The sequence below is a fragment of the Micromonospora sp. LZ34 genome, assembly GCF_052981855.1.
Map to the genome: position 1 here is coordinate 1 of NZ_JBRIQN010000076.1, position 16,484 is coordinate 16,484.

The following is a 16,484-nucleotide window of genomic DNA, read 5'->3' on the forward strand; positions in this document are numbered from 1 at the left end:
GATGATCACTGATGGGCTGCGAGCCCTTCACGTCCGGGTCACCGCCAGCCGCGAACCCCGCTCAAGTTCGAAGAGCCGAGATGTCAAGCTCGCTCGACTCGACCAGTTTTTCTCTGGTCAGCTAGGGATTCGGACACAAAATTTCATCCAGGGGCCCGTACATAGCCTGGTCGGCTCGGCGAAAACGGCTGATGCGTCAGTTCCGGCAGGGTCGCTCCGGGCATCCGACGTGGCAGCAGCGGCCACCTTTCGTACTTGAGACAGCGAATCCTGCGCAATCCCGGAAATCCCTGAAATGTCAAGCGGCAGCCGCGGTGGTGTCCCTTCGACCGGGTCCCCACGCCTTCCGCACGGTGGCGGCCGGCGTCGGTGGCGACCCGTCGGCGTCGACGCGCATGCCATCGCGTCCAACCAGGATCTCCCGGATTCGGCCAAGGCCACCCGCTCACCATTGTGAGACAAGACCTCTGCCACCTGCGTTGCTTGCTGCAGCGCGGTCGCCCACTGCCAACCCTCCGGCCGACCGGTGATCTCGCACCTAGTGTGCGTCATGAAGCCTCTCCTGGAAGTTCCGGTCGACACTCATGCAACTGGCTGCGGCAATCGCCCGTGACAACTTGAGCTCATTCTTCGCGTCGCCTTCGCAGGTGTCAACAGTGCTTGTCACTGGATGACACTTTGCGAGGAGCACTGAGATTCCTACCGAGCGTCATAGCCCCTTGCGAGCTGGCATTCCGTTTCAAGGACGATCGTAGGGGTGGTCCGCGACGAACCGTTGGTCCTCAAGAAGGGCAAACGTTTGACAATTGCAACGCCAAATCCTGGACCCCGCAGGGGTCCGCTTTTCTCCTCGTGCGGCGCGGTGGCTCCTGCATCAGAGTGAGCCCGACAACCTGTCACCTCACGGAGGCGCGTCGAGCCCCCGCAGCATGAGACCGAGTCCCCCGCATAGGCCGCAATGGGCTGCGATCAGACGGTACCTGGTCTCGGACCGTCGGCCATCGGGGCGGAGCGAGGGCGACGGTTGGGAGAAAGCAGCCGCCCCGATCGCGCAATGCAACCCTCGATGGGCGCTCTGACAAGATGTCGGGGTGGATGGAGCCGGGGGTGGACGAGTGAACCGCTACGAACGGTGGACCAAACTACTGGGGATGCTGGCGGAGTCTGGCCAACTCGATTGACGAGACCGCGGTTGCGCTCGGTGTTTCCGGCGCCACGATCCGTCGCGACTTCGATGAACTCGCCACCCAGCAGATGGTGGTGCGGACACGCGGTGGAGTCACCGCGCAGAACATTGCGTACGACCTTCCGCTGCGGTACAAGATTGCCCGTCACGCTACCGAGAAACAACGCATCGGGGTGGCTGCGGCTGGGCTGATCAGGCCCGGGTTCGACAGTCGGTCTGAACGGTGGTACGACGACCACGGAAGTGGCACGGTCACTCGCCGCTCGCTCTGACCTCAAGGTCGACCAAGGGCCTTCCGCTATCACGATCGTCACCAACGCTCTGAACATTGCCAATGAGCCTGTTGTCCGACCACACATCCGCGTCGTCCTGACCGGCGGGGCGGCGCGTCCGCAGTCCTACGAACTCATAGGACCGATAGCGCCGACGATGCTGGACACGGTCGCGCTGGATGTAGCGATCATCGGCATTGACGCCATCAACTATGAGCACGGCGCAAGCACTCACAACGATGGCGAGGCCGCAGTCAACCGGAGCATGGTCACGCGTGCCGAACGGCTCATCGTGGTCGCCGACGCCTCCTGGTCGATCCGGTCCAGACCCCAAGACGGCGGGTTGACCTGGCTGCCCTCGGCGACGTCATCGATCCAGACGTCCTGCTCGACGCCGAGCACCGCAGGATCGCGACGCACCGCCTGCACCTGCCCGGCGGTCAACTCGGCGGCGAATCCGTTGGCCGGCTCGTAGACGAACCGCGGAGTGACCGACAGGGCACGAGCGAGACCGCGCGCGTCGGCGCCCGGACGCAGCCGGACGATATACCCGCCCGGCGCCGGCCGGACGCCGGGCGCGGCGGACGCCGCCCTGACCGGTGCGGAAACTTCCGGTGCCGGTGCCGCCGCAGCCGTTACGGCGACCAGAATGCAACCCGCCGCCACCAGCGAAGCCAACAGGACTCTTGACCTCACGTTGCCTCCAATAGCTTCGGCGTGATTGCGGACGACGCCAGTGGTGAAGAGGCACGGTCGTTGGGCCGCTGAAGGTCGTCAATGCCGTGTTTGGCCTAGGAGGTCCGGATCGTCGAGCACCCTTCCCACGGCCTTGCAGGTGACGGGGCACAGGTAAGCACTCGATCGCACTGTTGCCTCTAGGGCTGTCAAATAAGCGGCTCTGGACCCAAACACGGTGCTAGCTAAGCTATACGAGCAGGACCCGCTGGCCTCGGAGTGCAGGCTTAGCTCGCCGAGTCGCCGCGGCACTACCAGTCACGGTGAATCACGCCAACGCGGCGAGCGCACATTCGGCTAGCCTGAGCGGGCATTTCAGGAACGATCGAGGAGCCCCAATTCCAATGCCGATGCAGCCATGGTTCCCAGACGCGAAGCTCGGGATTTTCATCCACTACGGAATCTACGCCGTTGACGGGGTGCGCGAGTCCTGGGCCATGTACCACGGCCAGGTGCCGCGCGAGAAGTACCTGGCACAGGTCGACCGGTTCACTGCCGCCCAGTACGACCCGCGGGCCTGGGCGGACCTGTTCGCCCGGGCTGGAGCCCGCTACGCCGTGCTCACCGCCCGCCACCACGACGGCTTCGCGCTGTGGGACACCGCCTATGGCTCGCTGAACGTTGTCGGCTCGCCGGCCGGACGGGATCTGGTCGGCCCGTACACCAGCGCCATGCGCGAGAAGGGCTTGAAGGTCGGCCTCTACTACTCACACTCCGACTGGAGCCACCCGGACTACGCCACGGTGCGAAGCACCGGTGCCGCACAACACGTCAACGACCACCGCCTCGTTGCGCCGCAGGCCGGACAGGAGGACCCGGCGGCCTGGGCCCGGTTCCTGGCGTACCGGGACGGGCAGGTCGCCGAGCTGATGCAGCGCTACCGGCCTGACCTGCTGTGGTTCGACGGCGAATGGGAGCGCAGCGAGCAGCAGTGGGGCATCGACCGGCTCGCCGACCTGATCCTCGCAGAGAATCCGCAGACGATCCTCAACGCGCGCATGCTGTCGCGTGGTGACTACGCCACACCGGAGCAGGGCGTGCCGATTACACCACCGACCCGACCATGGGAGCTGTGCCTAACGATCAACGACTCGTGGGGCTACCAAGGCAAGGACAACAACCACAAGTCCGTGCGCCAGCTGGTGCGCTATCTCGCCGAAACCATCGGCGCGGGCGGCAACCTCCTGCTGGACGTCGGCCCGACCGCCGACGGCCGGATCACACCGGAGCAGACCGAACGGCTGGAGGGCGTTGGCGCGTGGATCAACAAGCACGCCGAGGCCGTGTATGGCACGGTGGCCGGCCTGCCAGCCGGGCACCACTACGGTCCGAGCACGCTGTCGGCCGACCGCCGCACCCTCTACCTGATCTGCTTCGACGCCCCGCGCGAGACTATCGGCCTGCGCGGCCTGCGCTCGGCTGTCAAACGGGTCCGTGTCGTCGGCCGCGATGCCGAGCTCGGCCATCGCGTCACCGGCGGGCTCGGCGACGTGCCCGGGCTGACATGGCTCGACGCACCCGCCGCCAAAGACCTCGACGAGTACGCCACAGTGCTCGCCGTCGAGCTTGAAGGCGAGCTGGACATCTACCGCGGCACCGGCCGCAGGTAGACACACATCCATCACCCCGAGGTACACGCCATCGGACGCGAGCCGGGTCGGTCTTGCAGGTGACAGCTTGGCGTCGCCTTCCAGCCGGCCCTGCCATGCAACGCACTCGCTCGGCTGAAGGACTCGCGGGTGAGTCTACAGAGTCAGCGGCCCGTGGGCGCGGACGATGGCAGCGAGTTCGCGGACGGCGTCGGTTTCTTCGCCTCGCCGCCAGATGAGTGCCCATCGCATCAATGGCGCGTCTCGGATCGGGACGAACCTACGTTGCTGACACCCCGGCCGAGAGAAGCGCCGCGTTCAACTGCCCGACCGGCCGGGACAGCTGCAAAAGCCTGGCGGGCCTGGACCCGATCACCAACTTCATAGACTACACGCAGGACTCCTACATGCACGCCTTCACCGCAGGCCGGGCCATGCGGATGAGCAACCAGTGGGCGGCGTACCGCGCCTAGTACTCCAACGTCACTTGGCTTCGGCGTTGGGCGTGGCGCGGGCATGAGGACGGCCACTGCGCTGATCATCGATGGTTTGTGAGGACAACCGAAGATCGTGCAGTGGCCGTGTGCCACAGCGTAGACCCCGCCGGGTGGCGGGTCATCCTGGACGAGGTGGTGGCGTCGTGTCGCTGACCGGTTCGTTCGGGCGGAGCCGCGTGCGACGGCGGCGCAGTTCGTGGAAGGGCTGCTGTCGGGCGTGGAACGGAAGACCTGCTGGTCGTTGGCCGAGCGGGCCGGTCACGCCGATCCGCAGGCGATGCAGCGGCTGCTGCGTACGGCGGTGTGGGACGCCGACGCCGTACGCGATGACGTGCGTGATTGGTTGATCGGGCAGCTCGGCCACCCCGAGGCGGTGCTGGTCACCGACGAGACCGGTTTCCTCAAGAAGGGCCTGTGCTCGGTCGGGGTCCAGCGGCAGTACACCGGCACCGCTGGGCGTGTGGAGAACAGCCAGGTGGGGGTGTTCCTGGCCTACGTGTCACGCGCGGGGCGGGCGCTGATCGACCGTCGGCTCTACCTGCCGGAGACGACCTGGTGCGACCAGCCCGACCGACTCGCCGCCGCGGGCGTCCCGGACCAGGTCAGGTTCGCCACGAAGCCGGCCCTGGCCCGCCAGATGATCGCCGCCGCGTTGGACGCCGGTGTCCCGGTCGGTTGGGTGACCGGCGACGAGGTCTACGGCCCCGACCCCGGCCTGCGCGATGACCTGGAACACCAGAGAATCGGCTACGTCCTGGCCGTCGGCTGTGACCGACGCGTGCACGTCAACGACGGCCGCACCCTCGTGCGCGTCGACGACCTCGCGGACCGGATCCCCACCACCGAGTGGCAGCTACACAGCTGCGGGCCGGGCGCGAAGGACCCCGCGACTACCTGTGGGCCTGGATCACCACCGCCACCCGCCCCGGTGAGCATCGGTGGCTGCTCATTCGCCGCAATCGCACCACCGGCGAGCAGGCCTTCTACCTGTGCTGGTCACCGCGACCGGTGCCGCTGCACACCCTCGTGACCGTCGCCGGCTCCCGGTGGAGCATCGAAGAACTGTTCCAGCCCGGCAAAGGCCAGGTCGGCCTGGACCACTACCAGGTCCGCGGCTGGACCGGCTGGCACCGGTTCATCACCCTGGCCATGCTCGCCCTGGCCGTCCTGACCATCCTCGCCTCCCAGCAGCCCGACGCCGACCCGGAGATCATCGCGTTGACCGTCGCCGAGATCCGCCGACTCCTCAACGCCTTCGTCCTCGACCTGCCGCTACCACCAGCGCACACCCTGCACTGGTCGACCTGGCGACGAACATCCCAAGCCCGAGCCCGACGATCCCACTACCAGCGAAGACTTGGCCACCACACCAGCCGAAAGATCAAGTGACGTTGGAGTACTAGTGTTGTGCGCCAGAAATTCGCCTGATAAGTGTAGGGTTGGTGGATGCCGAGGACAGGACGTCCGCTTTCGCCGTTGATGTTGACCGATGAGGAACGGGCGACGTTGGTCGGGTGGTCGCGGCGGGCGAAGACGGCGCAGGTCCTTGCGATGCGTTCCCGGATCATCCTGGCCTGCGCCGATGGTGGTTCGAACACTGATGTCGCAACGGCACTGGGGGTGCATCTGTCCACTGTGGGTAAGTGGCGGCGTCGGTTTCTGAAGCTGCGACTGGACGGCTTGATCGACGAGCCGCGGCCCGGCCGGCCACCGTCGATCGCCCTTTGACCGGGTGGAAGACGTCGTTGTCGCCACCCTGGAACAGACGCCGCGTCACGCCACCCACTGGTCGCGCACCTCGATGGCCGAGAAGTCCGGGCTGTCGAAGTCCACGATCGGGCGGATCTGGCGGGACTTCGGCCTCAGACCCCACCGGGCGGACACGTTCAAGCTGTCCACGGACCCGCAGTTCATCGAAAAGGTCGTCGACGTCGTCGGGCTCTACCACAACCCACCCGAACGCGCGGTGGTCCTGTGCGTGGACGAGAAGTCCCAGATCCAGGCCCTCGACAGATCCCAGCCGGTCCTGCCGACGATGCCCGGCATGCCCGAACGACGCACCCACGACTACGTCCGCAACGGCATCACCAGCCTGTTCGCCGCGTTCAACATCGCCGACGGCACCGTCATCGGTGAACTGCACCGCCAGCACCGGGCAACCGAGTTCAAGAAGTTCCTCATCACGATCGACAAGACCGTGCCGGCCCAACTGGACGTCCACCTGATCTGCGACAACTACGGCACCCACAAGACCCCGACCGTGCGGGCCTGGCTCGCCAAGCATCCCCGCTTCCACATGCACTTCACCCCGACCGGCTCGTCCTGGATCAACCAGGTCGAACGCTGGTTCGGCTACCTCACGGAACAGAAGATCCGCCGCGGCGCGCACAAGAGCGTCCAAGCCCTCGAAGCCGACATCCGCGCCTGGATCGCAGACTGGAACCGCGATCCACGACCCTTCGCCTGGACCAAGACCGCCGAGGAGATCCTCGAGTCACTCGCACGATTTTGTAGGCGAATTTCTGGCGCACCACACTAGGAGGCCGTCTTGGAAGAGTTCGCGGGTGAGGTCGATGTTCGCCGTCTTCCGGTCGAAGCCGTACATGCCTATGGGGGAGCCGGGCGTGATCTCTTTGGTCCAGGTGATGAGCCGTGTCCACAGCTCGAGGGCGTTCCGCGCGGAACGCCCGGAGTGCTCGGTGAGCAGGATGTCCTCGAAGTCCAGGACGACGGGAGCTCCGGGTGCGCCGGAGAACTCCGCCACGTAGTGGTGCACCATCGCGGCGTATTGGTCGCGATCGGGCAGGGGGCCCCGCCTGCCGAATAGGCTCCGTGGTCGTCGCAGGTGAACTGGAGGCGGTCGTATACGACGGTGGCCCGCACGGCTCCATAGCGGTGCAGGCCGGGGTTCGGGGACCGCGTTCGTTGGCGAAGACGGCGAACGTGGGGACGGCTGCGGGTGGCACGGCGCTCCATTGAATCGATGTGCGGCGAGGGTGGAAATGAGCGGGCCGGCCGCGCCGCCGGCCCGCTCCTCGGCGAGATCAGCGAAGGACGCGGACCTCGGCGAGATTGAGGGTCGCCGGTGCCTGACCAGCGAGCTGGATCCTGACGTACCGCGCGCCCTTGCGGACGTCGACCGTCGTGGGCCGCCCGGCGATGCCGGTCTGCCGGTAGGCGGTGACCCCGGGCTGGGCGAGCACGTCGCTGAGCCGCCCTGAGGCGAACGGGTTGTCGGAGATCAGGACGTAGTAGTCGGCCAGCTGACCGGTCTCGGCGTCGCTGCGGTTCCAGACCTCGATCTTGCCGATCGCCGCCGACTCGCCGAGGTCCGTCTGCCACCAGGGCTGGATCTCGTCGGCCGTCCGGCTGACCGAGCCCGCGGCGAGGACGCCGTCGGTGTTTCCGTCGACGGCCCGGCCCGCGTCCGCGCCGTCGGCCGTGCTGGACTGCGCTGCGGGCTGGCCGGCGGCCAGGTGGCCGGGCTCCGGCGGGATCACCTGGACCTCCGCCATGATCAGATAGCTGGGTGCGGGATCGGCGATCTGGACCCGGACGTAGCGGCCCTTGGCCCCGACCGGGATCGTGGTGGCGCGACCGGCGACGCCGTCGAACTTGGCCCGCCACACGTCGCCGCGGGCCAGCACGTTGGGCAGGCTCGAGGCGCCGAAAGGGGTGTCGGAGACCAGGACGTAGAAGTCGTGCAGCCGTTCGGGGCAGCAGTCGACCCGGTTCCAGATGACCACGGAGCCGAGATCCTGGGAGATGCCGAGGTCGACCTGCCACCAGGGCTGGACCTCCTGGAGGGAGTGGGCGACCGACCCGTGCCCCCAGATCCCGTCGATGTTGCCGTCGTTGGCCCGCTCCGCGGCTCCTTGCGTGCTGGAGAGCTGGGAGGGCTTTCCGAGCGCGAGGTTCGTGCGGATGAGCGATGCCGGAGCGGAGTCGGTGATCGGGGCCGACCCGGACGCCGCGCCGGTCGCGATAAGCGAGGTGTCGCCGAAGGTCCCGGCCGCGGGCGCGGTGACCTCCCAGGTGGCGACGGCTGCCTGACCGGTGTCCAAGGTGCCCGAAATCGCGGGCGAGGTCTGCTCGGCCGTCCAGCCTTCGGGGACGTCCAGCTCCAGCCGCACGTCTTCGGCCGGGCGGGTGCCCCACCAGGTGTAGCGCGCGGAGACGCTCCGGGTGGTGCCGAGCATGAACGGGGCCTTGGGCGCGGACAGGAAGATGGTGGGGCGCGGGCTGTCACCCGCAGGTGCCGGACCGGCGGGGGTGAAGCCGGCTAGATTCCTGGTGTCATAGCCGACGGTGCCGAGGGTGACCGTATCGCCGTCGATCGAGGCGGCGGCCGGGATTTCGCCGCGGCCGACGGCCAGGACGAGCTTGAAGTCCGCGGCCGCTCCGGTCCGGGTGATCTGGAAGGCTCCGTTGGACGTTCCCATGGTGGCGCCGGATGCGTCGAGCAGCCAGCCCTTGAGCCAGGCATCCTCACGCTGGAGCAGGAAGGTCGTGGCGCCCGCCTCGTCCCGCCCGTAGCTGATCTTCACGCCGGGTTCGGGGGACAGCTGCCAGTCGATGCGGTGGGATGTGTCGTCGGCGAAGTGGTCGTGTACGGCGATCACGGCGTCCGCGCCGCCGGTGGGCCGCAGGTCGGCGACGATGTCCCGGGTGGCGACATCGACGCCGTAGTCCTTGGCCGCCTCCAGGGAGACGAACCCGCCGCCCTGGCCGGGGAAGGCCCGAGCGGTGCGCGTCGTACCCTGGCCTGGGGTGATGCCCGCCGGAACGGCCCTGCCGTCGATGAGCGGCTTGGAGAACAGGCTGTAGGTGGTGTTCTCCTTCGCGGGCATCCGCGCCCAGGTCGTGCCCTGGCCGATGAGGTTGAGCGCGAACGATTCCGGTTGAGACCAGCCTATGCGGTTCCTGTTGCGGTTGTTGACACCGACCAGGACGTCGTCGTCGCCCTGGGTGCGGTCGCGGAACAGGTAGCTGCCCTCCTTGTCGTCAAGGAGCGCGGTCCGCAGCGAGGAGAAGGTGTCGGGATCCTGCGCCTTGATCTTCTCCGGCCAGTTGAGCAGGACGAAGGGGTTTGCGGATATCGCGCCGATGCGCTCGTACATCCACCGGTACGCGGCTTGGGCGTCCCGGGAGCCGGTGCCGAGCAGGTGGGCGCTGAGCCCGCCGGTCCGCTCGCCCACGCCAAACTGGATCTTGTCGGCGGTGGGCCGGAGCGACTGGGTGTGCAGCGCCAGTTCGGCGAGGCGTGGCCGCTCCCACGCGCGAGTGAGCGCAGAGATGCCCGCCTGCCGCGCGGCGCGGACGGCCGGTGCCGTGGTTTCGACGGCGTAGTTGATGTAGTCCCAGCCCTCCTGGTTCCAGCCCGAGTCGCCATAGGCCTCGTCGAGGTGGCGGCGGTTCTCGTCGAGGAGGACAGGGATGCGTTCTTCCTGGAGTCCGAAGTCGCCGTCGCCGCGGACCGCCAGATCCATGATCAGCTCACCGCCGCGGATGACCGTGACCCAGTTGCTGGCCTTGTCGGCGTCGTTGTCGATGTTCCCGTGGTGGGTGGTGCCGAGCATCGCCGAGGCCCGCTTGAAGGTCTCGACGGCCTCGGCCCGCTGGGCCGGTGTCCAGCCGTGGAAGGCGAGGTCGTAGGCCTGGGCGAGGCTCATCGCGTTGCCGCCGAACTCCAGAGCGCCCCTCTGAGTGGGCAGGACTGCCGCGCCCTGCTGGAAGTAGGCGAAGGCCTGGTGGGCGTAGCCGGCGTCCTCGGTGATCGCGAAGGCGAACGCGGCCAGACGGGCGCCGCTGGAGCCAGCGACCGTCCCCTTGGCGAGGGCGTCCAGGATCGCCTGCCACGTTTCCCGCGGCGTGCCCGGCTGCGTGATGACGCGACGGACCTTCTCCAGCTCGGCAGGGCCGACCGTGCGGGGGTGTTCGGTGCGCGCGCGGGTCGCGGTGGCGATCACCGCGCCGGAGGCATCGGTGAGGGCGAAGCCTTGTCCGGGGTTGTCGCCGGGTTCCCAGGTCAGAGCGGATCTGGTCGAGGGGGAGGTGCTGATGGGCTTGGCACCGGACAGCTTGCCATCCGCGACATGCGCTGGACCGGCGTACAGGGTCAATGGGGTGGCGGTACCGGCGGCGGCGCGCCACGACAGCCGGATCCCGTCGCTGCCGGGAAACGCGGACAGCACGCTGGTGCGTTGCTTGTCGACCGGTACGGCGGGGATGGCGGCTTGGACTCCGGGCGAGGTGGCCACGGCCTGGCCGTCGCCGTCGATCGCGACCACCCGGTACCACGGGGAGGTGCCGGGACCGGCCGTGGTGTCGAGGTAGGCGGCGGCCGGGAGCCGGTAGAGCCGGGTGGCGCCGCTCGGCTGGAAGCCCGCGCCGTCGAGGCTGCGATGGACCTCGTACGCCGTGATGCCCGTCGTCGCCGAGCCCTTCCATGCCAGCTCAACCGTGCCTTCAGGCAGGGCCTTGGCGGTCGCGGTGAGGGTCGGTGGGTCGGCCGCGGCGATTCCCGCGGGGCTGAGGCCGAGCAGGAGCAGCGCCACCAGCAGGATGCGTACGAGGGGGTGGGGTTGTGCCCAGGGGGGCATGTCCGGTCCTCCATCTGTCACAGATGAGCCAGACGGCGCGCGGCGCCGGGTCTGGCTTCGGGGGAGAGCCGGAACGCTCCATGGACCGGTCCGCTGCGGCGGGCCGGTCGATGACTGGTCATGCTAGCGCAACATCGCCGCCTTTTCCAGACCCTGGTTTCCCGGCCGTCACATCACCGTGGACGCCCGGACATGGAGCCGGGGGAGCAGCAGCGTCTGCCGCGGAACGTGGGCGTCGCCCTCGCGCAGCCGCTGCGCCATCACCATCACCGCGGTCCGGCCGACGGCCTGGCGCGGCGGCGCGACCGCGGTGAGGGGGATGTCCGCCAGGGCCGCGAACTCGTCGTCGTAGGCCACGATGGCCAGGTCGTCCGGCACGGTGAGCCCGCGCAGCCGGGCTCGCTGCATCACGAGTGCCGCCTGCTGGTCGGGATGGGCTACCAGGGCGGTGGCGCCGGAGGCGAGGGCGCTGTCCAGGAACGCGTCGACATGCTCGATGCTGTCATGGGGCTGGCCGGTCGCCCTGGGCACGTCCGGCGGCAGATCGAGGAGGTGGGAGGCCAGGTCGAAACCACGGCAGATCGACGGGCTGGTGGCCGTCTCGCTGGTCAGCAGCGCGATGCGGTGGTGCCCGATCTCGGTCAGGTGACGCAGGGCCTGCAGGGTGCCTCGCAGATGATCGGAGCCCACGTAGTCCGCGAAGTCGAGGTCGAGGGCAGGGTCGTGGAGGCGTTCCACGATGATCACCGGGCAGGGCAGCTCGCTGAGCCAACTCGCCCATTCGCCGGTCTTCGGCGACTGGGTGCTCGGAGTCAGCAGCAGGCCGTGCGGACGGCTTTCCACCAGGCGTTCGACCTGGAGCCTGTCCTCTTTCGGGTCGTAGCAGGAGATGCCCAGGGTCAACCGCGCGCCGAGGATCTCCGCGGCGGCCTGCGCTCCCTGGATCACCTGCCGGTAGTAGTAGGACGCCGCAGGCACCATCATGCTCAGGGACAGGTTCCGGCCGCGCTCGGGCTGCGGTGCGGCAGCGGGCGTCCGTTTGGCTTTGTACCGCGGCAGCGTCGCACCGCCATGAACTCGGGTGACCAGGCCCTGGTCCGCAAGGACCGTGATGTCGCGCCGCACGGTCATCTGGGACACGCCCAGCTCGGCGGAGATCTCGGCCACCCGGACTGATCCGTCCCGGCGGACCGCCTTCAGGATCGCGTCTTGGCGGAGGGTGAACGCCACCGCACCTCGCTCCCGTCATCACGCCTCGGGGGAGCGGCGTGGTCGGTCTATCAGCGTAGAGCGCAAGTCGAACACCCTGCCAGCCCTGAAACCGCCTGAGCTGTAACCAAGCACAAAACTCCTATCTCATTGACCGGGGGATGTGAGCTTTTGTGCGACTCGCCGAGATTGGTTGACGGGAGAGCGAACGAGCACGAAACATTCCGCTTCGGAGCCGGAACACTCCATATCACCGGGGCTGCGCCGTCATTTCGGCGGTCGGCCGACCTGTATGACCCATGGAGGCACGCCACATGAATCCACCCGACCGCCGGTCGCCGGCCGAGACGGCCGACGTCACCGGAGGCGGGACCGTCGCCGTGGACGATCGCCCGGATCATCGGCCGACATCCCCGCCGAGGCCGTCCCGGACTTCCGGCGCCGCGCCTCGGCGCGGCCTCCTCGCCAAGGTGCGCAGGGACCGGGCGCTGCTGCTGATGATGGCACGCTAACCGAGGGGAAGGCGCGCGATGACCGGCCGAGAAATCGTGCTCGACCGCTTCCGGCGGGCGCTCGCCGACGTCCCCGATGCGGAGCTCCCCCCGGACGTGGCGGTGCCCCGCCGCTACCGGGCCGGCCACGCCGGGACGGCCGATCTCGTCGAGCTGTTCGCGGAGCGGGCAGGGGACTACGGGGCGACCGTCGTCCGGGTTCGGACCGACGGTGTCAGCGCGGCCATCACGGCCGCGCTGGGCACCGGGCTGGTCGCCGTGCCCGAGGAATTCCCAGAGGAACTGCTCGAGCGGGATCGGACGTGGAGCGCGCTCCGCGAACCCGTCCGGCGCGCCGACCTCGAGGCGGCCGACACCGTGCTCACCCTCGCCCGGACGGCCGTCGCCGTCACCGGCACCATCGTCCTGGACGCCGGGCCCGGGCAGGGCTCCCGCGCGCTCACCCTCATCCCCGACCGGCACGTCTGCGTCCTGTTCGCTCGGCAGATCGTCGGGGACGTGCCCGAGGCGCTGGCCGGCCTCACCCCGACCGCCCCGCTGACGTTCGTCTCAGGCCCGTCGGCCACCAGCGACATCGAGCTCGACCGCGTCGAGGGCGTCCACGGCCCGCGCCACCTCCACCTGATCATCGTCGACCATGAGGACCCGGCATGAGAGTCGCCCTGCACACCCGGCTGCGCCCCGGAGCCGAGGAGGCCTATGAGGCCGCCCATCGCGAGGTTCCCGAGGAACTCCTCGCGGCGATCCGGGCGGCCGGGGCGTCGGACTGGACGATCTGGCGCAGCGGCCTCGACCTGTTTCACCTCGTGGAGTGCGACGACTACGCCCGGCTGATCGCCGAGGTCGGAGCGCTGCCGGTCAACGAGGCCTGGCAGGCCCGGATGGCCGGGCTGCTCGACGTCGTCCACGACTACTCCGCCGAGGGAGCCGCCAAGGGCCTCCCCGCGGTCTGGGAGCTGAACCCATGAGGATCGACGCGCACCACCATCTGTGGGACGTCCCCGTCCGCGACTATCCGTGGATGGACGGGCTCTGGGCCGATCCGCTGCGCGGCCGGTTCGACCTCGCCGGCTACGCGGCCGCGGCACCCGGATTCGACGGGACGATCGCCGTGCAGGCACTGGCGGACGAGGCGGAGACCTAGGAACTGCTCGCCGTCGGCGGGCCGGTCGCCGGGGTCGTCGGCTGGACCGATCTGACCGCGCCCGACGTCGCGGACCGGCTGGCCGCGCTGCTGGAGGCGCCCGGGGGAGAGCGGCTCGTAGGAATCCGCCACCAGGTGCAGGACGAACCCGACCCCGGCTGGCTGCTGCGCCCCGACGTCATGCGCGGGCTGGAGGCCGTCGCCGCGGCCGGCCTCGTCTTCGACCTGCTCATCCAGACGCCCGCCTACCCCGCGGCCCTCAAGGCCACCGCTCTGCTCCCCGACCTCGGCTTCGTCCTGGACCATCTCGGCAAGCCTCCGGTCGGCGCAACAGACGGCCCGGCTCACGGCCGAGCTTGCGGAGGCCCGGGAAAAGCCGGAGCAAAGCGCCGGTAACGGTAGCCCATCCCCGGACCCATGACCAGGCGCTGGGGCGAGCCGGGACGTCCAGCCTGCGCCCCAGCTGGCCTATGCCGCCGCAGGTATTTGGGCCCCGAGCTGGTGGCCCTGATCGTGGTCGCCCGGGGACCGTTTCCCCGCGTGGATTTAGCGCGGCTCAGTGAGCATCCGGGTTCCGCTTCGAGTGCGTCGATTGCATCCTGACCTGGCTACGGCCGTCATCGGGAGCGGTGGTACACGACGCCGTCGAGTTTGTCGTCCGCGTAGGCGGCCGAGTTGGTGAGGTGGCCGTCGTAGGGTCCAACCTTGGTCACCGTGGCGCCGTTACAGAACACGATCTGCAGGCCATGCTCAGGTTCCCAGTCGCACTCGCACTCCACCGAGACACAGACGCGCTGATCACCAGACGAGTTGCGCATGACCATCGGATCGTTGCCAAGCTGGACGTGTGCCAAGACGTCTTCGGGGCCGCTGATCTCGACGTCCCACTCGTCGTTGCCGGCGGCCAGGACGCCATCCGCCACATCCCGGTAGTAGGCGTATATCCATGGCGCAGCCTCGGCCAACGCTGACTGGTCAAGCGCAAGGAAGTTGCGGATCGCGGCGTGGAAGTCCTCCTGCGCTGGGTCCTCGTCGTAGCCATCGACCACGAATTGGCAGGGTCCACCGCCTAACACCGGCACTGTTATCGGTCCACTGCGATACCAGCCCAGATCAGCGTCTCGAACGACCGTGCCGAGCTCGGGAATCTGCACACCCTCACCGTAGTCTTCGCCGCGGAGCTGGCCCCGGTGAGGCATCCGCATCTGCCGCCCACCTGGCCGGCCGGGCAGGAGGATCGGGGAGCGGGATGGGAGCAGCCCGGTGCACTGAACGGCAGTCAACTGCACCCAACGGCACGGAACAGCACTCAACGGCACCCGCGTTCACCTGCAGTCTTGCGTTTCCCCAGGTCACAGTCCGTGCAGCGTCCCGCTTCACACCGAAGAGGTCACTGGTTCGATCCCAGTAACGCCCACCATTCGAATAACGCAGATGAGGCACCCTCGGGAGAGGGTGCCTCATGCTGATTGCATCGTCAGTCGTCGTTTGGCGTCAGCGGATCGTCAGCGAACGCGTCGCGGATGCGTTGATGCCGGTCATCCGACCGGTGGGTGTAGAGGTTCAGCGTGGTCGACGGCTTCTCGTGGCCCATCACCGCCTGGACGTCGTTGACCGGGACGCCCCGCGACACCAACTCGGTCGCGTACGAGTGCCGCAGGTCGTGGAAGCGCAGCCCGCCTGGCGCCATTTTCGCCACGTGCGCCACAGCTTCCCGTTCGGTGGTGAACTCCGCTGACCACTCGATGCCTTCGGAGTCGGTCCCACCACAGCGTGCCCTCGAGGATCGTGGCCACCGGAACACCGAGGGAGTGAACGATTTCGGCCTGCCGATGTCGCGTCCGCTCGGACAGCACCAGGGCCCTCCACGCAGTTCAGGTAGCGCAGAACCGCGGTCCGTTTGGGATCCTTGAACGCGCGTGCGTACCTCCCGGCGTCGTCGTGCAGCTCGTTGATCCGAAGGCTCATGCGTTCGTAGTGGCGCTTCCGCTCCTGCCGCAGCGACTGCTTGACCTCGGCCGACGCATCGTCGGGGATCTCGTGAACGAGGATGGCGGCCGACAGTGTGAGGTCGAGGATCGCGGTGAGCAGGTCCCGGCGTAGACGCACCTCCTCCAGGATGCGCTCCTTGCGAGCCTCAAGACGAGGCTTGGCCAGGTACTCGACGGCGAGGGTCACGAAGACGGCGGTCGCGGCGGCTGTCACGACTGTGTCCCCCAGTTGACCGTGGGTAGGTTCGCTAGCGGCACGCCGAGAGTGTGCACGAGGCCCCGACGCTTCGGCATCCCGCGTATCGTCGGCCACCGAATGAGCCTCTCTCATCCTGAGTAGCGGTTGGTCTCAACGCCGTGCAGGACGAGGATGGCGTTCACCGCCCGGCTGCGCGAGGTGTTCACCGAGGACTGAGATCTTCGAAGATCACGATTGGGCCCCGATCGGGAGTCGGGTCCGATCGGGCCGTTGACGGTCCAGTGCATCTCCCGTGTGCTGTGCGCGGGCAGGACGCCCGGGATCCCAGTATCGCCCACGCAGGTCAAAGCCACTTCCCGGGTTCGGGAGGCGGTCAAGGCCGCCGCTGATGAAGGGTCGGGCGAATGCCCTGGGTAGAGGCCGGATCGTCCGGCAAGCGCACCTGCCTTCTAAAACCGTGTGTCGCAGCGGCAAGTCAGCCGAGACCGAGCCGGTGCAACGCGAGGGCCACGAACCCGCGCACCGACCGGTCCCAGCCGGGTACGTCG

Annotated in this window: 13 protein-coding genes and 3 pseudogenes; 10 read left to right on the forward strand and 6 right to left on the reverse strand. The window is 68.3% G+C overall.

Annotated features, from left to right (window positions below; genetic code table 11):
• The first annotated feature begins 1,176 nt into the window (after positions 1-1,176).
• Together ACVCAH_RS35245 and ACVCAH_RS35250 are read left to right on the forward strand one after the other, a co-directional pair.
• Positions 1,177-1,458 carry a DeoR family transcriptional regulator gene (locus tag ACVCAH_RS35245; RefSeq protein ID WP_447140559.1) on the forward strand — a complete coding sequence of 94 codons (282 nt, stop codon included), beginning with the start codon at positions 1,177-1,179 and terminating at the stop codon, positions 1,456-1,458.
• Complete coding sequence (locus ACVCAH_RS35250; protein ID WP_447140548.1) at positions 1,430-1,933, forward strand: hypothetical protein; 504 nt, start codon at positions 1,430-1,432, stop codon at positions 1,931-1,933. Before ACVCAH_RS35245 ends, ACVCAH_RS35250 begins: the two co-directional genes overlap by 29 nt.
• Here the strand turns inward: ACVCAH_RS35250 and ACVCAH_RS35255 are convergent.
• Positions 1,852-2,154, reverse strand: a pseudogene (locus ACVCAH_RS35255) (hypothetical protein); the annotation flags it as partial. The gene ACVCAH_RS35250 and the pseudogene ACVCAH_RS35255 sit on opposite strands and share 82 nt — an antisense overlap.
• 302 nt (positions 2,155-2,456) lie before the next feature.
• On the opposite strand from ACVCAH_RS35255, the gene ACVCAH_RS35260 reads away from it, so the two are divergent.
• The 4 genes and pseudogenes from ACVCAH_RS35260 (at position 2,457) to ACVCAH_RS35275 (ending at position 6,818) form a co-directional block, all read left to right on the forward strand.
• Entirely contained in the window at positions 2,457-3,803 is a 1,347-nt protein-coding gene (locus ACVCAH_RS35260) for an alpha-L-fucosidase (protein ID WP_447140549.1), read from the forward strand.
• 233 nt (positions 3,804-4,036) lie between these two features.
• The gene (locus tag ACVCAH_RS35265) at positions 4,037-4,255 is read left to right on the forward strand and encodes a hypothetical protein (RefSeq protein ID WP_447140550.1); all 219 of its coding nucleotides are present in this window, start codon (positions 4,037-4,039) and stop codon (positions 4,253-4,255) included.
• A 166-nt stretch (positions 4,256-4,421) separates the two neighbouring features.
• Positions 4,422-5,668: pseudogene (locus tag ACVCAH_RS35270) on the forward strand (IS701 family transposase); the annotation flags it as partial.
• 57 nt (positions 5,669-5,725) lie between these two features.
• Positions 5,726-6,818: pseudogene (locus ACVCAH_RS35275) on the forward strand (IS630 family transposase).
• On the opposite strand, the gene ACVCAH_RS35280 reads toward ACVCAH_RS35275, so the two are convergent.
• From ACVCAH_RS35280 to ACVCAH_RS35290, 3 genes are all read right to left on the reverse strand, one after another.
• Complete coding sequence (locus ACVCAH_RS35280; RefSeq protein WP_447140551.1) at positions 6,774-7,043, reverse strand: hypothetical protein; 270 nt, start codon at positions 7,041-7,043, stop codon at positions 6,774-6,776. The pseudogene ACVCAH_RS35275 and the gene ACVCAH_RS35280 sit on opposite strands and share 45 nt — an antisense overlap.
• 280 nt (positions 7,044-7,323) lie before the next feature.
• Positions 7,324-10,881 carry a galactose-binding domain-containing protein gene (locus ACVCAH_RS35285; protein WP_447140552.1) on the reverse strand — a complete coding sequence of 1,186 codons (3,558 nt, stop codon included), beginning with the start codon at positions 10,879-10,881 and terminating at the stop codon, positions 7,324-7,326.
• A 168-nt stretch (positions 10,882-11,049) separates the two neighbouring features.
• Positions 11,050-12,111, reverse strand: a complete 1,062-nt coding sequence (locus tag ACVCAH_RS35290) for a LacI family DNA-binding transcriptional regulator (protein ID WP_447140553.1) — start codon at positions 12,109-12,111, stop codon at positions 11,050-11,052.
• Positions 12,112-12,620: 509 nt separating this feature from the next.
• Between ACVCAH_RS35290 and ACVCAH_RS35295 the strand changes: the two genes are divergently transcribed.
• Genes ACVCAH_RS35295 through ACVCAH_RS35310 form a run of 4 tightly spaced genes read left to right on the forward strand, consistent with a single transcriptional unit; the run spans position 12,621 to position 14,142 of the window.
• On the forward strand, positions 12,621-13,256 hold the full coding sequence (locus ACVCAH_RS35295; protein WP_447140554.1) for a LutC/YkgG family protein: 636 nt from the start codon (positions 12,621-12,623) through the stop codon (positions 13,254-13,256).
• Positions 13,253-13,570 (forward strand): L-rhamnose mutarotase, encoded by a 318-nt coding sequence (locus ACVCAH_RS35300; RefSeq protein WP_447140555.1) that lies wholly within the window; start codon positions 13,253-13,255, stop codon positions 13,568-13,570. The genes ACVCAH_RS35295 and ACVCAH_RS35300 overlap by 4 nt, the downstream gene beginning before the upstream one ends.
• Positions 13,567-13,746 carry a hypothetical protein gene (locus tag ACVCAH_RS35305; RefSeq protein WP_447140556.1) on the forward strand — a complete coding sequence of 60 codons (180 nt, stop codon included), beginning with the start codon at positions 13,567-13,569 and terminating at the stop codon, positions 13,744-13,746. Before ACVCAH_RS35300 ends, ACVCAH_RS35305 begins: the two co-directional genes overlap by 4 nt.
• 3 nt (positions 13,747-13,749) lie before the next feature.
• Positions 13,750-14,142, forward strand: coding sequence for an amidohydrolase family protein (locus tag ACVCAH_RS35310; protein ID WP_447140560.1), 393 nt, complete (start codon positions 13,750-13,752; stop codon positions 14,140-14,142).
• Between the two features lie 221 nt (positions 14,143-14,363).
• On the opposite strand, the gene ACVCAH_RS35315 is transcribed toward ACVCAH_RS35310, so the two are convergent.
• Complete coding sequence (locus tag ACVCAH_RS35315) at positions 14,364-14,900, reverse strand: DUF6985 domain-containing protein (RefSeq protein WP_447140557.1); 537 nt, start codon at positions 14,898-14,900, stop codon at positions 14,364-14,366.
• A 323-nt stretch (positions 14,901-15,223) separates the two neighbouring features.
• Positions 15,224-15,454, reverse strand: coding sequence for a tyrosine-type recombinase/integrase (locus ACVCAH_RS35320; RefSeq protein ID WP_447140558.1), 231 nt, complete (start codon positions 15,452-15,454; stop codon positions 15,224-15,226).
• Positions 15,455-16,484: the final 1,030 nt, after the last annotated feature.

Bases quoted from the DNA above. Each gene is read 5' to 3' on its own strand.
- ACVCAH_RS35305 (WP_447140556.1), top strand. From the start codon at position 13,567: ATGAGGATCGACGCGCACCACCATCTGTGGGACGTCCCCGTCCGCGAC.
- ACVCAH_RS35285 (WP_447140552.1), bottom strand. From the start codon at position 10,881: ATGCCCCCCTGGGCACAACCCCACCCCCTCGTACGCATCCTGCTGGTG.
- ACVCAH_RS35300 (WP_447140555.1), top strand. From the start codon at position 13,253: ATGAGAGTCGCCCTGCACACCCGGCTGCGCCCCGGAGCCGAGGAGGCC.
- ACVCAH_RS35295 (WP_447140554.1), top strand. From the start codon at position 12,621: ATGACCGGCCGAGAAATCGTGCTCGACCGCTTCCGGCGGGCGCTCGCC.
- ACVCAH_RS35265 (WP_447140550.1), top strand. From the start codon at position 4,037: ATGGCGCGTCTCGGATCGGGACGAACCTACGTTGCTGACACCCCGGCC.